Annotated in this window: 16 protein-coding genes and 1 other annotated feature; of the genes, 6 read left to right on the top strand and 10 right to left on the bottom strand. The window is 35.5% G+C overall.

Annotation, left to right across the window (positions count from 1 at the left end; genetic code table 11):
* Positions 1–100: 100 nt before the first annotated feature.
* Genes AC3WQX_RS10055 through AC3WQX_RS10040 form a run of 4 tightly spaced genes read right to left on the bottom strand, consistent with a single transcriptional unit; the run spans position 101 to position 2,534 of the window.
* Positions 101–736 (bottom strand): ABC-2 transporter permease, encoded by a 636-nt coding sequence (locus AC3WQX_RS10055; RefSeq protein ID WP_049427053.1) that lies wholly within the window; start codon positions 734–736, stop codon positions 101–103.
* On the bottom strand, positions 736–1,578 hold the full coding sequence (locus AC3WQX_RS10050) for an ABC transporter ATP-binding protein (protein WP_492740137.1): 843 nt from the start codon (positions 1,576–1,578) through the stop codon (positions 736–738). The genes AC3WQX_RS10055 and AC3WQX_RS10050 overlap by 1 nt, the downstream gene beginning before the upstream one ends.
* 36 nt (positions 1,579–1,614) lie before the next feature.
* A complete protein-coding gene (locus AC3WQX_RS10045) occupies positions 1,615–2,334 on the bottom strand; it encodes a DUF3169 family protein (protein WP_213667951.1) in 720 nt (239 codons plus the stop codon).
* Positions 2,331–2,534 (bottom strand): helix-turn-helix transcriptional regulator, encoded by a 204-nt coding sequence (locus AC3WQX_RS10040; RefSeq protein WP_002434049.1) that lies wholly within the window; start codon positions 2,532–2,534, stop codon positions 2,331–2,333. Before AC3WQX_RS10040 ends, AC3WQX_RS10045 begins: the two co-directional genes overlap by 4 nt.
* A 328-nt stretch (positions 2,535–2,862) precedes the next feature.
* Between AC3WQX_RS10040 and AC3WQX_RS10035 the strand changes: the two genes are divergently transcribed.
* Together AC3WQX_RS10035 and AC3WQX_RS10030 are read left to right on the top strand one after the other, a co-directional pair.
* Positions 2,863–3,063, top strand: a complete 201-nt coding sequence (locus AC3WQX_RS10035; protein WP_016898412.1) for a YozE family protein — start codon at positions 2,863–2,865, stop codon at positions 3,061–3,063.
* A gap of 112 nt (positions 3,064–3,175) precedes the next feature.
* A complete protein-coding gene (locus AC3WQX_RS10030; RefSeq protein ID WP_002469649.1) occupies positions 3,176–3,427 on the top strand; it encodes a helix-turn-helix domain-containing protein in 252 nt (83 codons plus the stop codon).
* Positions 3,428–3,608: 181 nt separating this feature from the next.
* Here AC3WQX_RS10030 and AC3WQX_RS10025 read toward each other — a convergent pair whose 3' ends face one another.
* Positions 3,609–3,995 carry a VOC family protein gene (locus AC3WQX_RS10025; RefSeq protein WP_002434067.1) on the bottom strand — a complete coding sequence of 129 codons (387 nt, stop codon included), beginning with the start codon at positions 3,993–3,995 and terminating at the stop codon, positions 3,609–3,611.
* A 403-nt stretch (positions 3,996–4,398) separates the two neighbouring features.
* On the opposite strand from AC3WQX_RS10025, the gene AC3WQX_RS10020 reads away from it, so the two are divergent.
* The 3 genes from AC3WQX_RS10020 to AC3WQX_RS10010 are packed head-to-tail and all read left to right on the top strand — an operon-like array spanning position 4,399 to position 6,937.
* Positions 4,399–5,586: an acetyl-CoA C-acetyltransferase gene (locus AC3WQX_RS10020; protein WP_492740133.1), complete on the top strand. Its 1,188-nt coding sequence runs from the start codon at positions 4,399–4,401 to the stop codon at positions 5,584–5,586.
* 3 nt (positions 5,587–5,589) lie between these two features.
* Positions 5,590–6,285 carry a CoA transferase subunit A gene (locus tag AC3WQX_RS10015; RefSeq protein WP_492740131.1) on the top strand — a complete coding sequence of 232 codons (696 nt, stop codon included), beginning with the start codon at positions 5,590–5,592 and terminating at the stop codon, positions 6,283–6,285.
* 4 nt (positions 6,286–6,289) lie between these two features.
* Positions 6,290–6,937, top strand: coding sequence for a 3-oxoacid CoA-transferase subunit B (locus tag AC3WQX_RS10010; RefSeq protein WP_030061357.1), 648 nt, complete (start codon positions 6,290–6,292; stop codon positions 6,935–6,937).
* Positions 6,938–7,330: 393 nt separating this feature from the next.
* Here AC3WQX_RS10010 and AC3WQX_RS10005 read toward each other — a convergent pair whose 3' ends face one another.
* The 5 genes from AC3WQX_RS10005 to AC3WQX_RS09985 are packed head-to-tail and all read right to left on the bottom strand — an operon-like array spanning position 7,331 to position 14,406.
* Positions 7,331–8,074: a cyclase family protein gene (locus AC3WQX_RS10005; RefSeq protein ID WP_002454405.1), complete on the bottom strand. Its 744-nt coding sequence runs from the start codon at positions 8,072–8,074 to the stop codon at positions 7,331–7,333.
* Positions 8,075–8,095: 21 nt separating this feature from the next.
* On the bottom strand, positions 8,096–10,342 hold the full coding sequence (metE, locus tag AC3WQX_RS10000; protein ID WP_492740128.1) for a 5-methyltetrahydropteroyltriglutamate--homocysteine S-methyltransferase: 2,247 nt from the start codon (positions 10,340–10,342) through the stop codon (positions 8,096–8,098).
* Positions 10,339–12,177, bottom strand: coding sequence for a bifunctional homocysteine S-methyltransferase/methylenetetrahydrofolate reductase (locus AC3WQX_RS09995; protein WP_037550897.1), 1,839 nt, complete (start codon positions 12,175–12,177; stop codon positions 10,339–10,341). Before AC3WQX_RS09995 ends, metE begins: the two co-directional genes overlap by 4 nt.
* A complete protein-coding gene (metC, locus tag AC3WQX_RS09990; RefSeq protein WP_492740126.1) occupies positions 12,131–13,306 on the bottom strand; it encodes a cystathionine beta-lyase MetC in 1,176 nt (391 codons plus the stop codon). Before metC ends, AC3WQX_RS09995 begins: the two co-directional genes overlap by 47 nt.
* A complete protein-coding gene (locus AC3WQX_RS09985) occupies positions 13,303–14,406 on the bottom strand; it encodes a PLP-dependent transferase (protein WP_030061346.1) in 1,104 nt (367 codons plus the stop codon). Before AC3WQX_RS09985 ends, metC begins: the two co-directional genes overlap by 4 nt.
* A gap of 65 nt (positions 14,407–14,471) precedes the next feature.
* Positions 14,472–14,884, bottom strand: a binding site (T-box leader).
* Between the two features lie 270 nt (positions 14,885–15,154).
* Here AC3WQX_RS09985 and AC3WQX_RS09980 point away from each other — a divergent pair.
* Positions 15,155–15,985, top strand: a complete 831-nt coding sequence (locus tag AC3WQX_RS09980) for a ParB/RepB/Spo0J family partition protein (RefSeq protein ID WP_030061344.1) — start codon at positions 15,155–15,157, stop codon at positions 15,983–15,985.
* Positions 15,986–16,000: the final 15 nt, after the last annotated feature.

Below are 16,000 nucleotides of genomic sequence, written 5' to 3'. Positions count from 1 at the left end.
TTTTAATCATATTAAATAAAAAAGTAGGTTATTAATGGATGATCTTAGCCATACTAAAAAACCCTCACTATTGTAATAGTGAGGGGATATATGAAACTTATTATAGTTCTTTTTTATTAAAAATTTTTATAGATAAAATATAAGTTAAGGCAAAAGTCACTAACCCCAATATGCCAAAGACAATAAACACAAGTAAACTATTTGTACTACTTAACATATTAATCATTGAACTATCATGATGTGCACCTAGAGCAAGTGCTAAAATATAGAATACGAAATATATAATAATCATAAAGAAAACGGTAATCATGATGATTGTGTTTGAATTTTCAGGGCCGAATTTAAATGTTAATGGGAATAGTGCGGAATATAACCCTGTACAACCAACACAAACTAAAAAGGCAATCAACGCCATATTTATGCTGTGTGTAATTATCAATACAATTGGGAAACTAATCACAAAAGAGATGACTGTGATAGCGCCAAAAAGTAAATAGTAACTCTTTACATAATCAGCACGTTTTACAGGCAATGTAGAGACGTAATACATCCATTTAGAATCTTTTTCGCGTTTGAAATTATCTGCAATAGATGAAACCAATAATACTACTACCATGAAACCGCTCATAGTTGGGTTTAAAAAAGTCATAATTATAGCTGCTATGATTCCAACAATGAAATATATAATTAATGGTTTTTTAGTTGCATATAAAGTACTCAATACTAAACCTTTCATTATTTATCACCTCTCATAATAATTTTAGTTGCATCATCAATGTTGTTAATTTGTTTGGCTTCGGGAACCTCATGATGATTGTTCACAAGACTAATTCTATTATGATTTCTTTGACGTGACGCGACCAAATAGTCGTTAGAAATATTAAATGATTCAACAGGTTGGTCAACAATGCCATAATTTTTGAGTAGTTCTTCTTTACTTTCCTTTAAAATGATTTCGCCGTCTCTCATAAATACTAATTGATTAGCGAGTTGTTCTATATCTTCTGAAATATGAGAAGAAATTAGAATGCTGTTACCTTGTGCCACAAAATCTTCAAGAATTTCAATCACTTGTTCTCGGCCTGATACATCCATCCCAACAGTTGCTTCGTCAAGAATGAGTAACTTTGAGTCATGTGCCATTGAAATGGATAATGCTGTTTTCATTCTCATACCTCTTGAGAAGGTAGTGATTTGATTATGTGTTGGTAATTCAAATTCCTTTACCAATGAAAAGAATTTATCACTATTCCAAGTGTTATAAATATTAGTGAATACTTTGTCTATAGATGTTAAAGTCAATTTATTAGGTACTCTTAAATCATCAAACACTACACCAATATGCTCTTTGTATTGAACGTCTTCTTCGCTCACTTCTTCATCGAAAAAGCGAATTGAACCACTATCTTTATGTCTATTTCCTACAATTGTATTAATGAGGGTAGACTTCCCTGATCCGTTCTTACCGATTAAGCCAATCACTTCACCCTGTCCAATTGAAAAAGAAATATTTGAAAGTCGAAATTCTGAATTTGTATACGACTTATTAAGATTTTGAATATCTAAAAACTTTTCCATAAGACTATCCTCCTGAAAAATTAAACATGTTTAGTATTATTTATAAAATTTATTGATTTTAGTTAAGTAACCAAATGTGTTATAAACAAAAAGAATAATTAATATGATTAAGCTCAATGTTTGGTTAATGCCTGTGGAAATTGAGAATAGACCAACGATTAAACACCCTCCAATTATCAATGAGATGTTAACTCTATACAATTTATACATAGCAATTAAAGTGATATGACGTTCACCTTCATCGAATAAATTTAATGTTTTTTCGATATAGTTTTTCTCTCCTAGTTTAGGATATCTAGGATCAAATTTTCGGATGAAAAATCCTATCATCAAAGCTGGAATAATTGTAATAACGTAAGGTATTATCACAAACATTATATTTTTTGCTGACGCATTACCTAAAACAACGATTAAAATAGTTAGTAGACTGATTAGTATTTGTATTGAATAGATAAAGTCACTTTTCATCGATTTTAGATATGCCTTATTCTCATATAAATCTGCAGACTCATCATCAATGTGATTCCTAGTTTTAACTTTTAAATTGAGTGCATCTTTGTGTACTTTAAATAAATATAAAGTTAGAAGTATATTGATTATTGAAGATATAGTTGCAATTATGATAACGACGTTAGTTTTGGCAAAATGAGTGAATGGTGTCAGACTTAAAATTTTAATTCCGCCGAAAGAAAGACCTATCAATCCTCCAATTATTCCTCCGATAAGTGTTAATAATATGTATCTTCCTACTTTCATAAATCTCCCTCCTCGATGATAAAAATGTTTTCTACTGGTTCATTAAAAATTCTAGCTATTTTGATTGCTGTCAAAATAGAAGGTGTGAAATCATTACGTTCAATTAAAGAAACGGTTTGTCTTGAAATCCCTGCTTTCTTAGCAAGTTGCGTTTGGTTATATCCGTCTCTTGCACGTAATTCTTTAAGTCGATTTCGCAATTTCTATCAACTCCTTACATCAATAACATATATTACTTTAGTCAATTTGACAAGTATATTAGTCAAATTGACGCGCATTAATGTCAAAACATTTAAGTTAATTTAAATGTCTGCTAAAGGTTTAAGAGGGAAAGGGATTGTCTTTACTCGAACTAAACGAGCGATTGTTAAAGGAATATTGCTGTTACATTTAATTTAAAAAATGTATTCAATTAATTGTAATGTTTATTTACATTTTTTCGCTAATAAATTAAAACAAATGTATTTTGGAAATGTATATATTTTGTTAATATATATCTATTGTTATGAAATGCAGGAGGTGCAAGTGGTGAGTTTTTATAACTTCATGAAAAACTATGAAGGTGAGAAAAGTCATTTTGGCGATTTATTTGAAGGTATGAAAGATATTGATTTTCCTGAAGATATCTCTACCCCTAGAGACATCATTGAAAGATTTCATCATTGGCTTGAAGAACCAAGTTTACATGATACAATTCATCAGGCTATTGAAACGTATCAACAGAAGTAATTAGTTTTTATCATCACTATTAATATTTATTGAAAATGAATTCTCTAAAAGTAAAGAGACTTAACAAAGTATTTAAGTGATGTGTATAAAAGACTTTCAGGGAGTGTTGAGTATGAATAATTTACACAATATTCGAGAAAAAAATAATTTAGAAATTAAAGAGCTTGTAGAAGACTTAAACAAGAAATTTGGTACTAAATATGAAGTTCATCATATTTGGGAATGGGAAAATGGTAAGAACGAACCCAAAATGGAAGATGCACTTGTTTTAAGTAAGTATTTCGATGTACCTCATCAAGAGTTTTTAGATAGTGAAATGAAAAAGCTAAAAGATTCAGTTGATGATGTTTCAATTAATAAGTAATAAGGCAAATGTAAAGGAAAGTAAGTATATACTTCTCAATTCATAATAATCAACAATAGTTCTCACCTTATATTCATAACATGATATGTAAAATCGAGAAGAAATAGCTATATGAGTTTATAATAATGCGGTCAGTCTACCCGGCCGTGTTAAACTCTGCTATTTCTTCTTAATTTTTTATTTAATTTTCAATAATTTGAATTAAATTACCACAAGTATCATCAAAGATAGCCATTCTGACGCTACCCATCGTGGTAGGTGTAACTTTAAAGTTAACATTTGATTCTAATAACGTTTCATATGTTTGTTGTACATCTTTAACACCAAACATTGTAATTGGAATCCCAGCTTCATATAGGCGCTCTTGATAGTCTTTAGAAATGGGATTGCCGTTTGGTTCTAGAATTAATTCTGTACCATCTTGATGTGTTGGAGAGACAAGTGTTAACCAGCGAAATCCCTCTCCGACAGGTTCATCGCGTTTTTTCTTAAAGCCTAACACGTTTGTATAAAATTGTAATGCTTCTTCTTGATTTTCAACGAATATACTATTTGCAATAATATCCATATATTTCTCCCCCTTTATCTACTTTTTAAATAATTCCCTTATATTTTTTGTGTTATACATAATATTGGATGATTAATTAAGGTAATATTTCATGAAAGGTCAGTCTTAAAATGACAAGTTAAACGTTTTAATCATGTTAAATCATTTTTATCTATTTAGAGATGTATTGTTTCTGGAAAATTAAAGCTAAATTTTGGTACTATTGTCAGTAATGAGTGGGAACGCGCGATGTATGAATACATACTTAAATCGTACCTTAAAGAACAGTAATTCAGGTGAAATTCATATTTAATATATAGACGTTTTACTGTTTTATAGATTAGGGAAAATTACATGAGACTGACATGTGGTTCGACCCCCATTTTCAGAATAAAAAGATAAATAATAAGGAGATGAATAATACATGACACGAGTAGTTCTAGCAGAAGCATATCGTACACCTATTGGCGTATTTGGAGGCGCATTCAAAGATGTACCTGCATATGATTTAGGTGCAACAGTCATCAAGCACATCGTTAAAAATACAGGTATAGATTCAAATGAAATCAATGAAGTGATTATGGGCAATGTCTTACAAGCAGGACAAGGACAAAATCCTGCTCGTATTGCTTCTATTAAAGGAGGATTATCTGAAGCAACGCCGGCATTTACTCTGAATAAAGTGTGTGGTTCTGGGTTGAAAGCAATTCAACTTGCATATCAATCTATCGTAGCTGGTGATAATGAGGTTGTTATTGCAGGTGGCATGGAGAGTATGTCGCAATCACCTATGTTATTAAAAAATGGTCGCTTTGGCTTTAAAATAGGCAATCAAGCATTAGAAGATAGCATGGTAAGTGATGGTTTAACTGATAAATTCAATGATTACCATATGGGAATTACTGCAGAGAATCTAGTTGAAAAATATGGCATCAGTAGAGAGGAACAAGACCAATTCGCAGCCCAATCACAACAAAAGGCGGTGCATGCACAAGAAACTGGTGGATTTGACGCTGAAATTGTACCGGTTGAGGTACCTCAACGTAAAGGTGATCCTATTATTGTTTCGCAAGATGAAGGTATCCGCCAAGGCACAACAGCAGATAAGTTAGGTAAGTTACGTCCTGCGTTTAAAAAAGATGGTTCAGTGACAGCTGGTAATGCGTCCGGTATTAACGATGGTGCGGCTGCGATGTTAGTGATGACTGAAGAGAAAGCAAAAGCCTTAGGTGTTAAGCCGATTGCAATTCTTGATAGTTTCGGCACGAGTGGCGTGGATCCATCAATCATGGGTATTGGTCCTGTTGAAGCGGTTCGTCAAGCATTGAAGCGCTCGAATAAATCAGTTTCAGATATTGATGTTTTCGAATTAAATGAAGCCTTTGCCTCTCAATCATTGGCAGTTGATCGCGAACTTCAACTACCACAAGATAAAGTAAATGTGAAAGGTGGCGCAATTGCGCTAGGTCATCCTATCGGTGCATCAGGTGCGCGTATACTTGTAACGTTATTACATCAATTGAACGAAACCACAAAAACGGGTATCGCTTCATTATGTATTGGTGGAGGACAAGGTATCGCTACTGTTGTCTCTCACTATGAGGAGGGATAATGCATGGGTAAAGTCATTACGAATATTGAATCTGCCTTTGAACATTTAGAAGACGGCATGACTATACTTGCTGGTGGGTTTGGTCTATGCGCCATTCCCGAACACAGTATTGCAGCTATTCAAGCACGTGGTACTAAGAGACTCACTGTTGTTAGTAACAATTGTGGTGTAGACGACTTTGGCCTTGGTGTGTTACTTCAGGATAAACAAGTGGACAAGATGATTAGTTCTTATGTAGGTGAAAATAAATTATTCGAACAGCAATTTATCTCAGGTGAGTTAGACGTAGAGCTTACGCCTCAAGGGACATTAGCAGAAAAATTACGTGCAGGAGGGGCGGGGATTCCCGCATTTTACACTGCCACAGGTGTAGGTACTGAGATTGCTGAAGGTAAAGAAACACGCGTATTTAATGGCCGTGAGTATGTCATGGAAGAAGCGATTCAAGGAGAATTTGCCATCGTAAAAGCTGATATAGCGGATACAGCTGGAAATTTAATATTTAATAAAACAGCACGTAATTTTAATCCATTATGTGCGATGGCTGCTCAGACAGCCGTTGTTGAAGTAGAGAAAATTGTTGATGTTGGTGAAATTGATCCTAATCAGGTGCATCTCCCAGGTATCTATGTAGATTATATTTTCGAAGGTGAAAATTTTGAAAAACGCATCGAAAAAAGAACGCTAAGGGAGGGTTAAACGCATGACTGAATTAACACCTAAAGAGAAAATCTTGCTACGTGCAGGACGTGAAATTAAAAGTGATATGTACATTAATTTAGGTATTGGTATGCCAACATTGGTAGCGAATGCGATGCCTGAAAGTGTAGAGAATGTTTATTTTCAATCGGAAAATGGTTTACTAGGTATAGGCCCTTATCCGACTGAAGACGAGCTAGATCCAGACTTGATCAATGCAGGCAAAGAAACAGTGACAGTCGCAAAAGGGGCGAGTTACTTCGATAATGCGGAGTCATTTGCGATGATTCGAGGTGGACATATAGATTTAGCAATTTTAGGCGGCATGGAGGTTTCTGAAACAGGCGATTTAGCGAATTACATGATTCCTGGCAAACTCGTCAAAGGTATGGGAGGCGCAATGGATTTAGTTGTTGGTGCTAAAAAGGTTGTGGTGATTAAGTTCCATACCAATAAACATGGTGCGTCAAAGGTGAAAAAGCAATGTGATTTACCATTAACTGGTGCGGGTGTTGTATCTAGATTAATTACCGATTTAGCCGTATTTGATTTTATTGATGGTCAGATGCGTTTGGTTGAGTTACAAGATGGTGTGACACTTAAAGAAGTTGAAGATAAAACAGAAGCACACTTTGTGAATTGTTTGAAGTAAATGCGACTGTGAAGGGGAAGTTTAATTAAGACGCCTCTCTTTCTGGTTTTCATCATTTTAATACTGATTTGAAAAATTAATAGCTACATTATAAAAGCTTTAAGTGATACTCTACTACGATATCACTTAAAGCTTTATTATATTTATTAAAATAGGAAGGTTAGATTGGGCGATGACGTAATGAATGGCTCTTTCATTACGATTCGCGCATGTAACTCATGGCAAAAGGTGATGTGCGATCTTAATTTTTGTTAAGGCTGTGTTGCACCTTGAGTTATGAATCTTTGGCAAGCCGGCTCAAAGCTTACCAAAGTGTTTGAGTATGTTACTTTAGATGATTGATATACTCGATAGTTGATTGTTTTAAATAGAATCGCTCAAATCTTTTTACTTTTATGGTTTGATTGCGAATGCTCTGACAGGGAAGCCGGGTGCATTTTTAGGTTTAGGACTTATTGCGTAAATAATGGCCCCTCTTGTAGGAAGTTGATCTAAGTTTGTTAATAATTCAAGTTGGAATGTATCTTTACCTAGAATATAACGTTCTCCTACAATATCCCCATTTTTAGCAGTATCAACTGAGGCATCGGTATCAAACGTTTCATGGCCTATAGATTTTACGCCACGTTCTTCAATAAGAAATTTTAACGCATCTAAACCCCAACCAGGTAAATGTTGGTTGCCGTCGGAGTCCTTATTTTCAAACTGATCTATATCTGGCCAACGTTTAGACCAATCTGTACGGAGTGCGACGAAGGTACCGGCTTCAATTTTGCCGTGCTGACTTTCCCATTCTTCAAGGTGTTGTCGTGTCACGATGAAATCTGCATTCTCTGCAACCTCTTTAGAGTAATCTAAGACAATAAGTGGTAATACTAGTTCTTTCAAGTCTAACTCTTCTAAATATCTCTTATTTTCCACAAAATGAATAGGCGCATCGATATGTGTACCATATTGAGTAACGATATTCCATCGTTGAACGTAAAAACCATGATCTTTGACGTTAAAGAGTGTTGAAACTTCGCCTTTTTCAAACTCACTAAAGCGAGGAATGTCTGGATCGAACGTATGAGTTAAGTCGACCCATTGGGCCTCTTTAAGTTGATTGAGTTGCTCCCATAAAGGATAGTTTGTCATAACCATCACCTCTGAATGATATTAAGCTATTGTTGCATCGTTGTCTTGGCGTTTCTTCTTAACGGCATTAACTAAAACTGTTAAGGCATCTTTCACTTCGTCTTCTTTACGCGTTTTAAGACCACAATCTGGATTTACCCAGAATAATGAACGATCGATTTGCTGTAAAGAACGATTAATTGCTGTTGTAATTTCTTCTTCAGTCGGAATACGTGGACTATGAATATCATAAACACCTAATCCGATACCTAAATCATAATTGATATCTTCAAAGTCTTTGATTAAATCACCATGACTACGTGATGTTTCAATTGATATAACATCAGCATCTAAGTCGTGAATAGCATGAATGATTTGTCCGAATTGAGAATAGCACATATGTGTATGAATTTGTGTTTCATCATGAACGGACGATGTTGCTAACTTGAATGAGTTGACGGCATCTTTCAAGTATTGATTATGATATTCAGAACGTAATGGTAAGCCTTCAAGTAATGCTGGTTCGTCTACTTGAATAACTTTAATGCCTGCTTCTTCAAGCGCTAAGACTTCTTCATCAATAGCTAATGCAATTTGATCTTGAACAACTTTACGTGATACATCTACACGTTCGAATGACCAGTTAAGAATTGTTACTGGTCCAGTTAACATACCTTTGACTGGCTTATCAGTTAAGCTTTGTGCATAGACTGTTTCTTTAACAGTTAAAGGTTCAGTCCATTTTACATCCCCGTAAATCACAGGTGGTTTAACTGCACGAGAGCCATATGATTGCACCCAACCAAACTTAGTTACTAAGAAGCCTTGAAGTTTTTCACCAAAGAATTCAACCATGTCATTACGTTCGAATTCACCATGCACGAGGACGTCTAAACCGATGTCTTCTTGGATTTTAATCCAACGTGCAATTTCATTTTGTAGGAACTCTTGATATTCAGCATCTGTAATGCGACGGTTCTTCCAATCTGCACGATATTTACGTACTTCACGTGTTTGAGGGAATGACCCGATTGTTGTAGTTGGTAAATCTGGTAAATTTAGACGTGCATATTGTTTTTGTTTACGTTCTGAGAATGGTGATTTACGACTTGTAGGAACGCTATCAAAGTCATACTCAAGGTTTTTGAATGATTGGCTTTGGAAACGTTCGTAACGTGCTTTGAGCTCGTCATATTTTGCGCTATCATTATTGTTGAATAAACGACGTAATGCATCTAATTCGTCTAACTTTTCAGTAGCAAAACTCAAACCTTCGGCAATAGATTCATCTAACGTTTCGTCATCTAATGAGACTGGCACATGTAGGAGAGAGGACGATGGTTGAATTACTAATTGATTAGTATATTGTTGCAACGTTTCAATTAATTGCTTTTTAGCTTCAATATCTGCAGCCCACACGTTACGACCATCAATAATACCAGCATAAAGTGACTTGCTTGAGTCGAAATCTCCTGATTCAATTTGTTTTAAGTTATAACCATTGTCATGAACAAAGTCTAAACCTAATCCGCCAACTGGTAATGAACTTAAGAATTTTAAATGCACACGTTCGAAGTAAGTTTGGATGACTAACTTTTCACCTAAGCCCGCTTGAGCAAAATATTCATAAGCTTCTTTTGTAATATCCTCATAGCTCTCGCTATCGTCAGTTACTAAAATAGGTTCATCAATTTGAATGTATTCAGCACCAGCTTGAATCAATGATGATAAAACTTCTTTATAAAGTGGAAGCAATGTTTGAACTTTTTCTTCAAATGATTGGTTGCCACCTTTAGAGAGTTTGACGAATGTGATAGGTCCAACAATCACAGGGTGAGCATTCACATTAATAGATTGAGCATATTTGAATCGTTCTAATAATGTATTTTTCTCAACTTTTGGTTCTACATTGTCCCATTCCGGTACGATGTAATGATAGTTTGTATTAAACCATTTAATTAGTGCACTCGCTACATGTTCCTTATTACCGCGGGCGATATCAAACAATAAATCGTCATCGACTTCACGACCTTGGAAACGTTTAGGAATAATATTGAATAGTAGAGATGTATCAAGAATATGGTCATATAATGAGAAGTCTCCAACTGGAATACTATCTAAATGATAATTCTTTTGAAGTAATAGGTTTTCTTTGTGTAAATCAGTAAGTGTTTGATCTAATTCAGCTTTATTAATTTTTTTAGCCCAGTAACTTTCGATAGCTTTTTTCCATTCTCTTTTTCTACCTAATCTTGGGAATCCTAAGTTTGAAGTTTTAATTGTTGTCATAATATTGCCTCCTTATTAGCAGTAATTGATTTAGAGTATGCTGCGAGTTCTAGTGAGTAATCCACCTTCTGGAATGGTGTAATAATGTATAAACCATTAAAATATTCATGCACTGTATCGATTAATTCTTTTGAAAGTCGTAAACTTAACTCTTTCGTTTTTTCTTTATCATCTTTAACAGCTTTAAATTGGTTCAATACATCTTCTGACATCTTTATGCCTGGCACTTCGTTATGTAAGAAAAGTGCATTATTATAACTAGCGATAGGCATAATGCCAATGAAGAACGGTGTATTTAAATGTTTCGTTTCTTCATAAACTTGTTTAATTTTTTCTTTGCTGTAAACGGGTTGTGTAATGAAATAGCTCATGCCACTTGCGACTTTTTTCTCAAGCCGCTTTACGGCGCCGTCTAGTTTACGTACGTTTGGATCGAACGCACCTGCGATGTTGAAGTTTGTATGTTTCTTCAGCGCATCACCATCTGTATTAATACCTTGGTTAAATCTCAATGCGAGTTCCGTTAAACCTTTTGAATTTACATCGTAGACATTGGTTGCTCCTGGTAAGTGACCTACTTTAGAAGGATCTCCTGTAATTGCTAGAATTTCGTTTACACCAATGAGTGATAATCCTAGAAGGTGAGATTGCAGGCCGATAAGGTTTCGGTCGCGACATGTCACGTGAACGAGTGGTTCGATATCATATTGTTGTTTAATAAGACTTGCGGCTGCAATATTGCTTACTCGAACCGTTGCAAGTGAATTGTCAGCTAATGTGACGGCATCGATACCTGCTTCATCGAGTTTGCCTACATTTTCAAAGAAGGTATCTGTATCTAAGTGCTTAGGAGTATCAAGTTCCACAATGACCGTTGGACCATTCTTAACTTTAGAAGTCAGATTCTGTTTAACCACTTTCGTAGGTTTGTGATTAGATTTCTTCGTGATTGGAACGACCTTCTTGTCTTTTATAGGTGTTAAACCTTGAACAGCAGTCTTAATGTAACGAATGTGCTCAGGTGTCGTGCCGCAACATCCGCCAATTAATCTCACACCTTCATTAATTAATTCTTGTGCTACATCTCCGAAATATTGGGCATTATCACTGTATTTAAATTCACTGTTTTCAATATCTAAGAGACTCGCGTTTGGATAACACGATAAATAGGCATTATCCGGAAGTTCTATATGTGAAAATGAACGCTGCATATGGTGTGGACCATGGTGACAATTGAGACCTACGACATTAGCCCCACATGCAACCAGTTGTTTAAGAGCGTCATTGATTTCAGTACCATCAACAAGATAGTTCGTATTTGAAGCGGTCAACTGTGCGATGATAGGAATCTCATACTTTCGACGTGTGGCGACAACAATACTTTTTAATTCGTCTAAATCGTAGTAGGTTTCAAATAGTAGCGCATCTACGCCCTCGTCAATCAAAGTATCAATTTGTAATTCGGTGTGATATTGAATCGTAGACAAACTGATGTCATCTTGTCTGACACCTCTAAAGCCACCTACAGTTCCTAAGATGAATGTGTCATGATGCGCTGCACGTTTTGCAATTTGAACTGCTGCTTTATGAATTTCTTTGACACGATGTTCTAAGCCGAAAGTTTTTAACTTTTCAAAGTTAGCACCATACGTATTGGTTTGAATGACGTTTGCACCTGCTTCAATATAAGAGCGATGAATACGTTCTACCTTATCAGGGTGGGTTAAGTTATATGCTTCAGGGCAAGTGTCGAGCCCTTCTGAATAAAATATTGTTCCGATAGCTCCATCAGCTACCAAAACGTTGTTCTGCAATTGGTTCAGAAATTGACTCATTGAAAGCCTCCTTTAAAGCGTAGTTAATATCTGCAATGATTTCTTCTGGGTCCTCTAGTCCTACACTTAAGCGAAATAAACCGAAAGTAATGCCTCTCTTATTTCTTATTGCCTCAGGAACAGCTGCGTGAGACATTGTGGCTGGGTGGGAAAGGATTGTTTCAACTCCGCCAAGACTGACAGACACAAGTGGTAAAGTTAGAGACTCTACAAAGGTTTGTGCCTTTGATTCGTCTTTAAGTCTGAAGCCAATGACAGCACCACTGGTTGAAGCCTGTCTTAAATGTGTTGGATTATTTCCTGGGTAATATACTTCAGCAATTTCGTTACTTTGACTTAAGAACTTAACTAAACGTTCGGCATTTTCTACAGATTGTTTAAATCTTACAGGTAATGTTTTAAGATGCTTTGCTAACGTCCAACTATCATGAGCTGAAAGCGCCGTACCAGTACCGTTTTGTAAGAGGTAAAGGGCATCTGCAATATCTTTACGATTAGTGATCGCTGCTCCAGCAATAAGATCACTATGACCACCTAAAAATTTAGTAGCACTATGTACTACAATATCTGCTCCTAGAGCTAAAGGAGATTGACCAAGGGGTGTCATAAAGGTATTATCTACCGCTAAGAGTAAGTTGTTTTGTTTGGCTATTCTGGCTACTGCACGAATATCCGTAATTTTGAAAAGTGGGTTCGATGGCGTTTCCACATATATGAGTTTTGTATTTGATTGAATTGCATTTTTAATTTCTAGAATGTTTGTCGTATTTACCGTCGTAAATTTAATGTTAAAACGATTTAATATTTGTTCAGTAAGACGAAATGTGCCACCATAAACGTCATCAGGAAGAATTACATGATCGTCTGATTTGAGTGTAAGTAAGACAGCAGTTATGGCTGCTATACCTGAGGCATATGCGAAAGCATATTTTCCACCTTCTAAACGTGCTAATTTTTCTTCCAAAAGTGTACGGTTTGGGTTTCCACTTCTTGCGTAGTCGTATTGTGCATTCCCACCAAGTACTGTTTGGTGAAATGTTGAAGAATCATATAAGGGTGGATTTGCTGAGTGATAATCCTGTCCTCTACGTGAATCAAAGATTACTTCTGTCTCTCTAGATAAACTCATGAAATCACTCCTACTTTAGAATTTTCTAATGCTTGAATAATATCTGCTTCAATATCTTGATAATCTTCAATGCCAACTGATAGTCGAATCAGGTGTTCGTCTATTCCTCGTTTATCTTTTTCAGCATCAGGCATATCTACATGTGTTTGTGTATATGGGAAGGTGATAAATGTTTCTGTACCTCCTAAACTTTCTGCGAATATGCAAATGTCTAAATTTTCCAAAAACTTAGCGACGCTAAAAGCCTTATTGAGTCTTAAACTAAGCATTCCTGTACGGCCACTATAGAGGACTTCGTCTATGGATTCTGAATGACGACAACGTTCAGCCAGTCGTTGTGCATTCTCTTGAGAGCGATCGATACGAAGATGTAATGTCTTAAGTCCTCTTTGAAGTAGATAACTGTCTAAAGGTGATAACGTTGCGCCAATCATATTATGGAATTGTCCAAGTTGTTCAGCCAAGCGTTCATCTTTCACAGTTACGACGCCGGCTAATACATCGTTATGTCCACCAATATATTTCGTTGCTGAATGTAAAACGATATCTGCACCTTCTTCAAGAGGTGTTGATAGATAGGGCGTTAAGAACGTATTATCAATGATTGTTAATAAATTGTGTTTTTTACTTAGAACATAATACGGCTCGACATCAATTTCTATCATTTGTGGATTGGAAATCGGTTCAATAAATAAAGCTTTTGTTTGTGGAGTTATATTTTTTTCAACATCTTCATAATCTAAGAAATCAACGTATTTAAATTTCACGCCATATTGTTGTTCGTAGAAATCGAATAAACGGAAAGTGCCTCCGTATAAATCAAATGCTACGAGCACTTCATCCCCAGGTTTGAAGATGTTACAAACGAGTTGGATTGCTGCCATTCCACTAGAAGTGGCAAAAGATGCAATGCCTTTTTCCAGTTTGGCAAATGATTCTTCGAACGCTGTGCGAGTTGGGTTCTTAGTGCGTGTATAATCATATCCTGTTGATTGACCTAGATGAGGATGTTGATATGCAGTAGATAAATAAATTGGATTGGCAATAGCGCCGGTATGATCCTTTGTTAGAGCAATTTGAGCTAATTCAGTATCCTTCATTTCTAGACCCTCCTAATTAAATAAATAAAAAAAGCTTCCGTCCTTTAAACCCGATTCATTCGGATGTAAAGGACGAAAGCTTAAGTTTCGCGGTACCACCTTTGTTTGTCACTTTATTGCTAAAGTGACCTCTACCAGTACGCCATTATATTTGAACAACGTCTATTTATGGAAGTGTTAACTTTAATCACAAGCATTATCGTTATGTTAAATCATTGAGCCAAATAAAAAACTCATTTAGTCTTAGGAAGAATAAATGAGTATTAACGATATGTTGTGACGATGGTAATGAATTCCAGTACGCCATTCAACTACAATGTTAATACTGTATCGCTATAACGGGCGAACCCGTTGATACCTCATATTGGCATCAACACTCCAAGGCCATTTTCAAACTTTCTTTCAATACCTTCTCTCAGCTAACGAAGACTCTCTGTAAAAGCAGTGTAAGTTCTACTTTCCTTTTTATAGTGTGTAAAATGTTTCGTTTTGTAATTGTTAATACTTAGATTACAGAGTAGGAAATGATTTGTCAACAACTTTTCTGAAAATTTAGATTAAACAGTTTACTTAGAAGTGCGACGAATACTTTTAACATAGAGTTTCGCGTTATTGAAAAAATTTCATTTGAGTTAGTATAATCATTTACTAAAGCTTGTACTACAAGAGTGAAATTTTTAAAATAATAAGTGTTAAGAAATGATGTGTTGCAAAAAATTGTTAATCATTTATAGAAAGATGTGAAAATATGACACAGAATGATGATCAGCGCTTGCAACTCGAGAGAGATGAGCAAGTTCAACATGTAGCTATAGGTTTAATCAAGCCTAATCCTTACCAACCGCGTAAGACCTTTGATGAGGATAAATTGCAAGATTTAGCTAAATCCATTCAACAACATGGAATCCTTCAACCTATTGTAATAAGAGAAACCATACAAGGATATTATATTGTAGTGGGCGAGCGACGCTTTAGAGCTTCACAAATCGTTGGGTTAGAAAGTATTCCTGCGATAGTTAAAAAGTTATCTGATGAAGATATGATGGAGCTCGCAATTATTGAAAATTTACAACGTGAAGATTTAAATGCGATTGAGGAGGCTGAAAGTTATAAAAAATTAATGTCGGATTTAAAGATTACGCAGCAAGAAGTTGCTCGTAGATTAGGTAAATCACGTCCTTATATTGCGAATATGCTTAGATTACTCCATCTTCCATCCGCCATTATGAAGATGGTTAGAGAGGGAGAGCTCTCTGGTGCACATGGCCGCACCTTATTATCCTTAAAGGACGAAGCTTTAATGAAAAAGGTAGGTAAAGAAGCCGTCCGGGAGTCTTGGAGCGTACGACAACTTGAGCAATATGTAAATACACATTTAAAAGAAGGCGAGTCGAATGCAAAATCAAAGCAAGCGAACAATAAAAAACCGAAATTTATTCAACAACAGGAAAGGTTACTTAAAGAGCAGTATGGTTCCAAAGTTGAAATTTCCACGTCTAAAAATATTGGAAAAATCACGTTTGAATTTAAATCAGAAGACGAGTTTAAAAGAATTATTCAGCAATTGAATAGAAAGTAGTGAAGTTATAAAGTT

This window comes from Staphylococcus sp. FW104-15G4D (genome assembly GCF_058790135.1).
The sequence above is the reverse complement of the archived record's forward strand: the minus strand, read 5'-3'. Positions and strand labels throughout refer to the sequence as shown.

What these genes read in the sequence shown, in the direction of transcription:
- AC3WQX_RS10045 (WP_213667951.1), bottom strand. Translation starts at nt 2,334, where the DNA reads ATGAAAGTAGGAAGATACATATTATTAACACTTATCGGAGGAATAATT.
- AC3WQX_RS10020 (WP_492740133.1), top strand. Translation starts at nt 4,399, where the DNA reads ATGACACGAGTAGTTCTAGCAGAAGCATATCGTACACCTATTGGCGTA.
- AC3WQX_RS09985 (WP_030061346.1), bottom strand. Translation starts at nt 14,406, where the DNA reads ATGAAGGATACTGAATTAGCTCAAATTGCTCTAACAAAGGATCATACC.
- AC3WQX_RS10010 (WP_030061357.1), top strand. Translation starts at nt 6,290, where the DNA reads ATGACTGAATTAACACCTAAAGAGAAAATCTTGCTACGTGCAGGACGT.
- AC3WQX_RS10015 (WP_492740131.1), top strand. Translation starts at nt 5,590, where the DNA reads ATGGGTAAAGTCATTACGAATATTGAATCTGCCTTTGAACATTTAGAA.
- AC3WQX_RS09995 (WP_037550897.1), bottom strand. Translation starts at nt 12,177, where the DNA reads ATGAGTCAATTTCTGAACCAATTGCAGAACAACGTTTTGGTAGCTGAT.
- metC (WP_492740126.1), bottom strand. Translation starts at nt 13,306, where the DNA reads ATGAGTTTATCTAGAGAGACAGAAGTAATCTTTGATTCACGTAGAGGA.
- AC3WQX_RS10055 (WP_049427053.1), bottom strand. Translation starts at nt 736, where the DNA reads ATGAAAGGTTTAGTATTGAGTACTTTATATGCAACTAAAAAACCATTA.
- AC3WQX_RS10005 (WP_002454405.1), bottom strand. Translation starts at nt 8,074, where the DNA reads ATGACAAACTATCCTTTATGGGAGCAACTCAATCAACTTAAAGAGGCC.
- AC3WQX_RS09980 (WP_030061344.1), top strand. Translation starts at nt 15,155, where the DNA reads ATGACACAGAATGATGATCAGCGCTTGCAACTCGAGAGAGATGAGCAA.
- metE (WP_492740128.1), bottom strand. Translation starts at nt 10,342, where the DNA reads ATGACAACAATTAAAACTTCAAACTTAGGATTCCCAAGATTAGGTAGA.
- AC3WQX_RS10025 (WP_002434067.1), bottom strand. Translation starts at nt 3,995, where the DNA reads ATGGATATTATTGCAAATAGTATATTCGTTGAAAATCAAGAAGAAGCA.
- AC3WQX_RS10030 (WP_002469649.1), top strand. Translation starts at nt 3,176, where the DNA reads ATGAATAATTTACACAATATTCGAGAAAAAAATAATTTAGAAATTAAA.
- AC3WQX_RS10050 (WP_492740137.1), bottom strand. Translation starts at nt 1,578, where the DNA reads ATGGAAAAGTTTTTAGATATTCAAAATCTTAATAAGTCGTATACAAAT.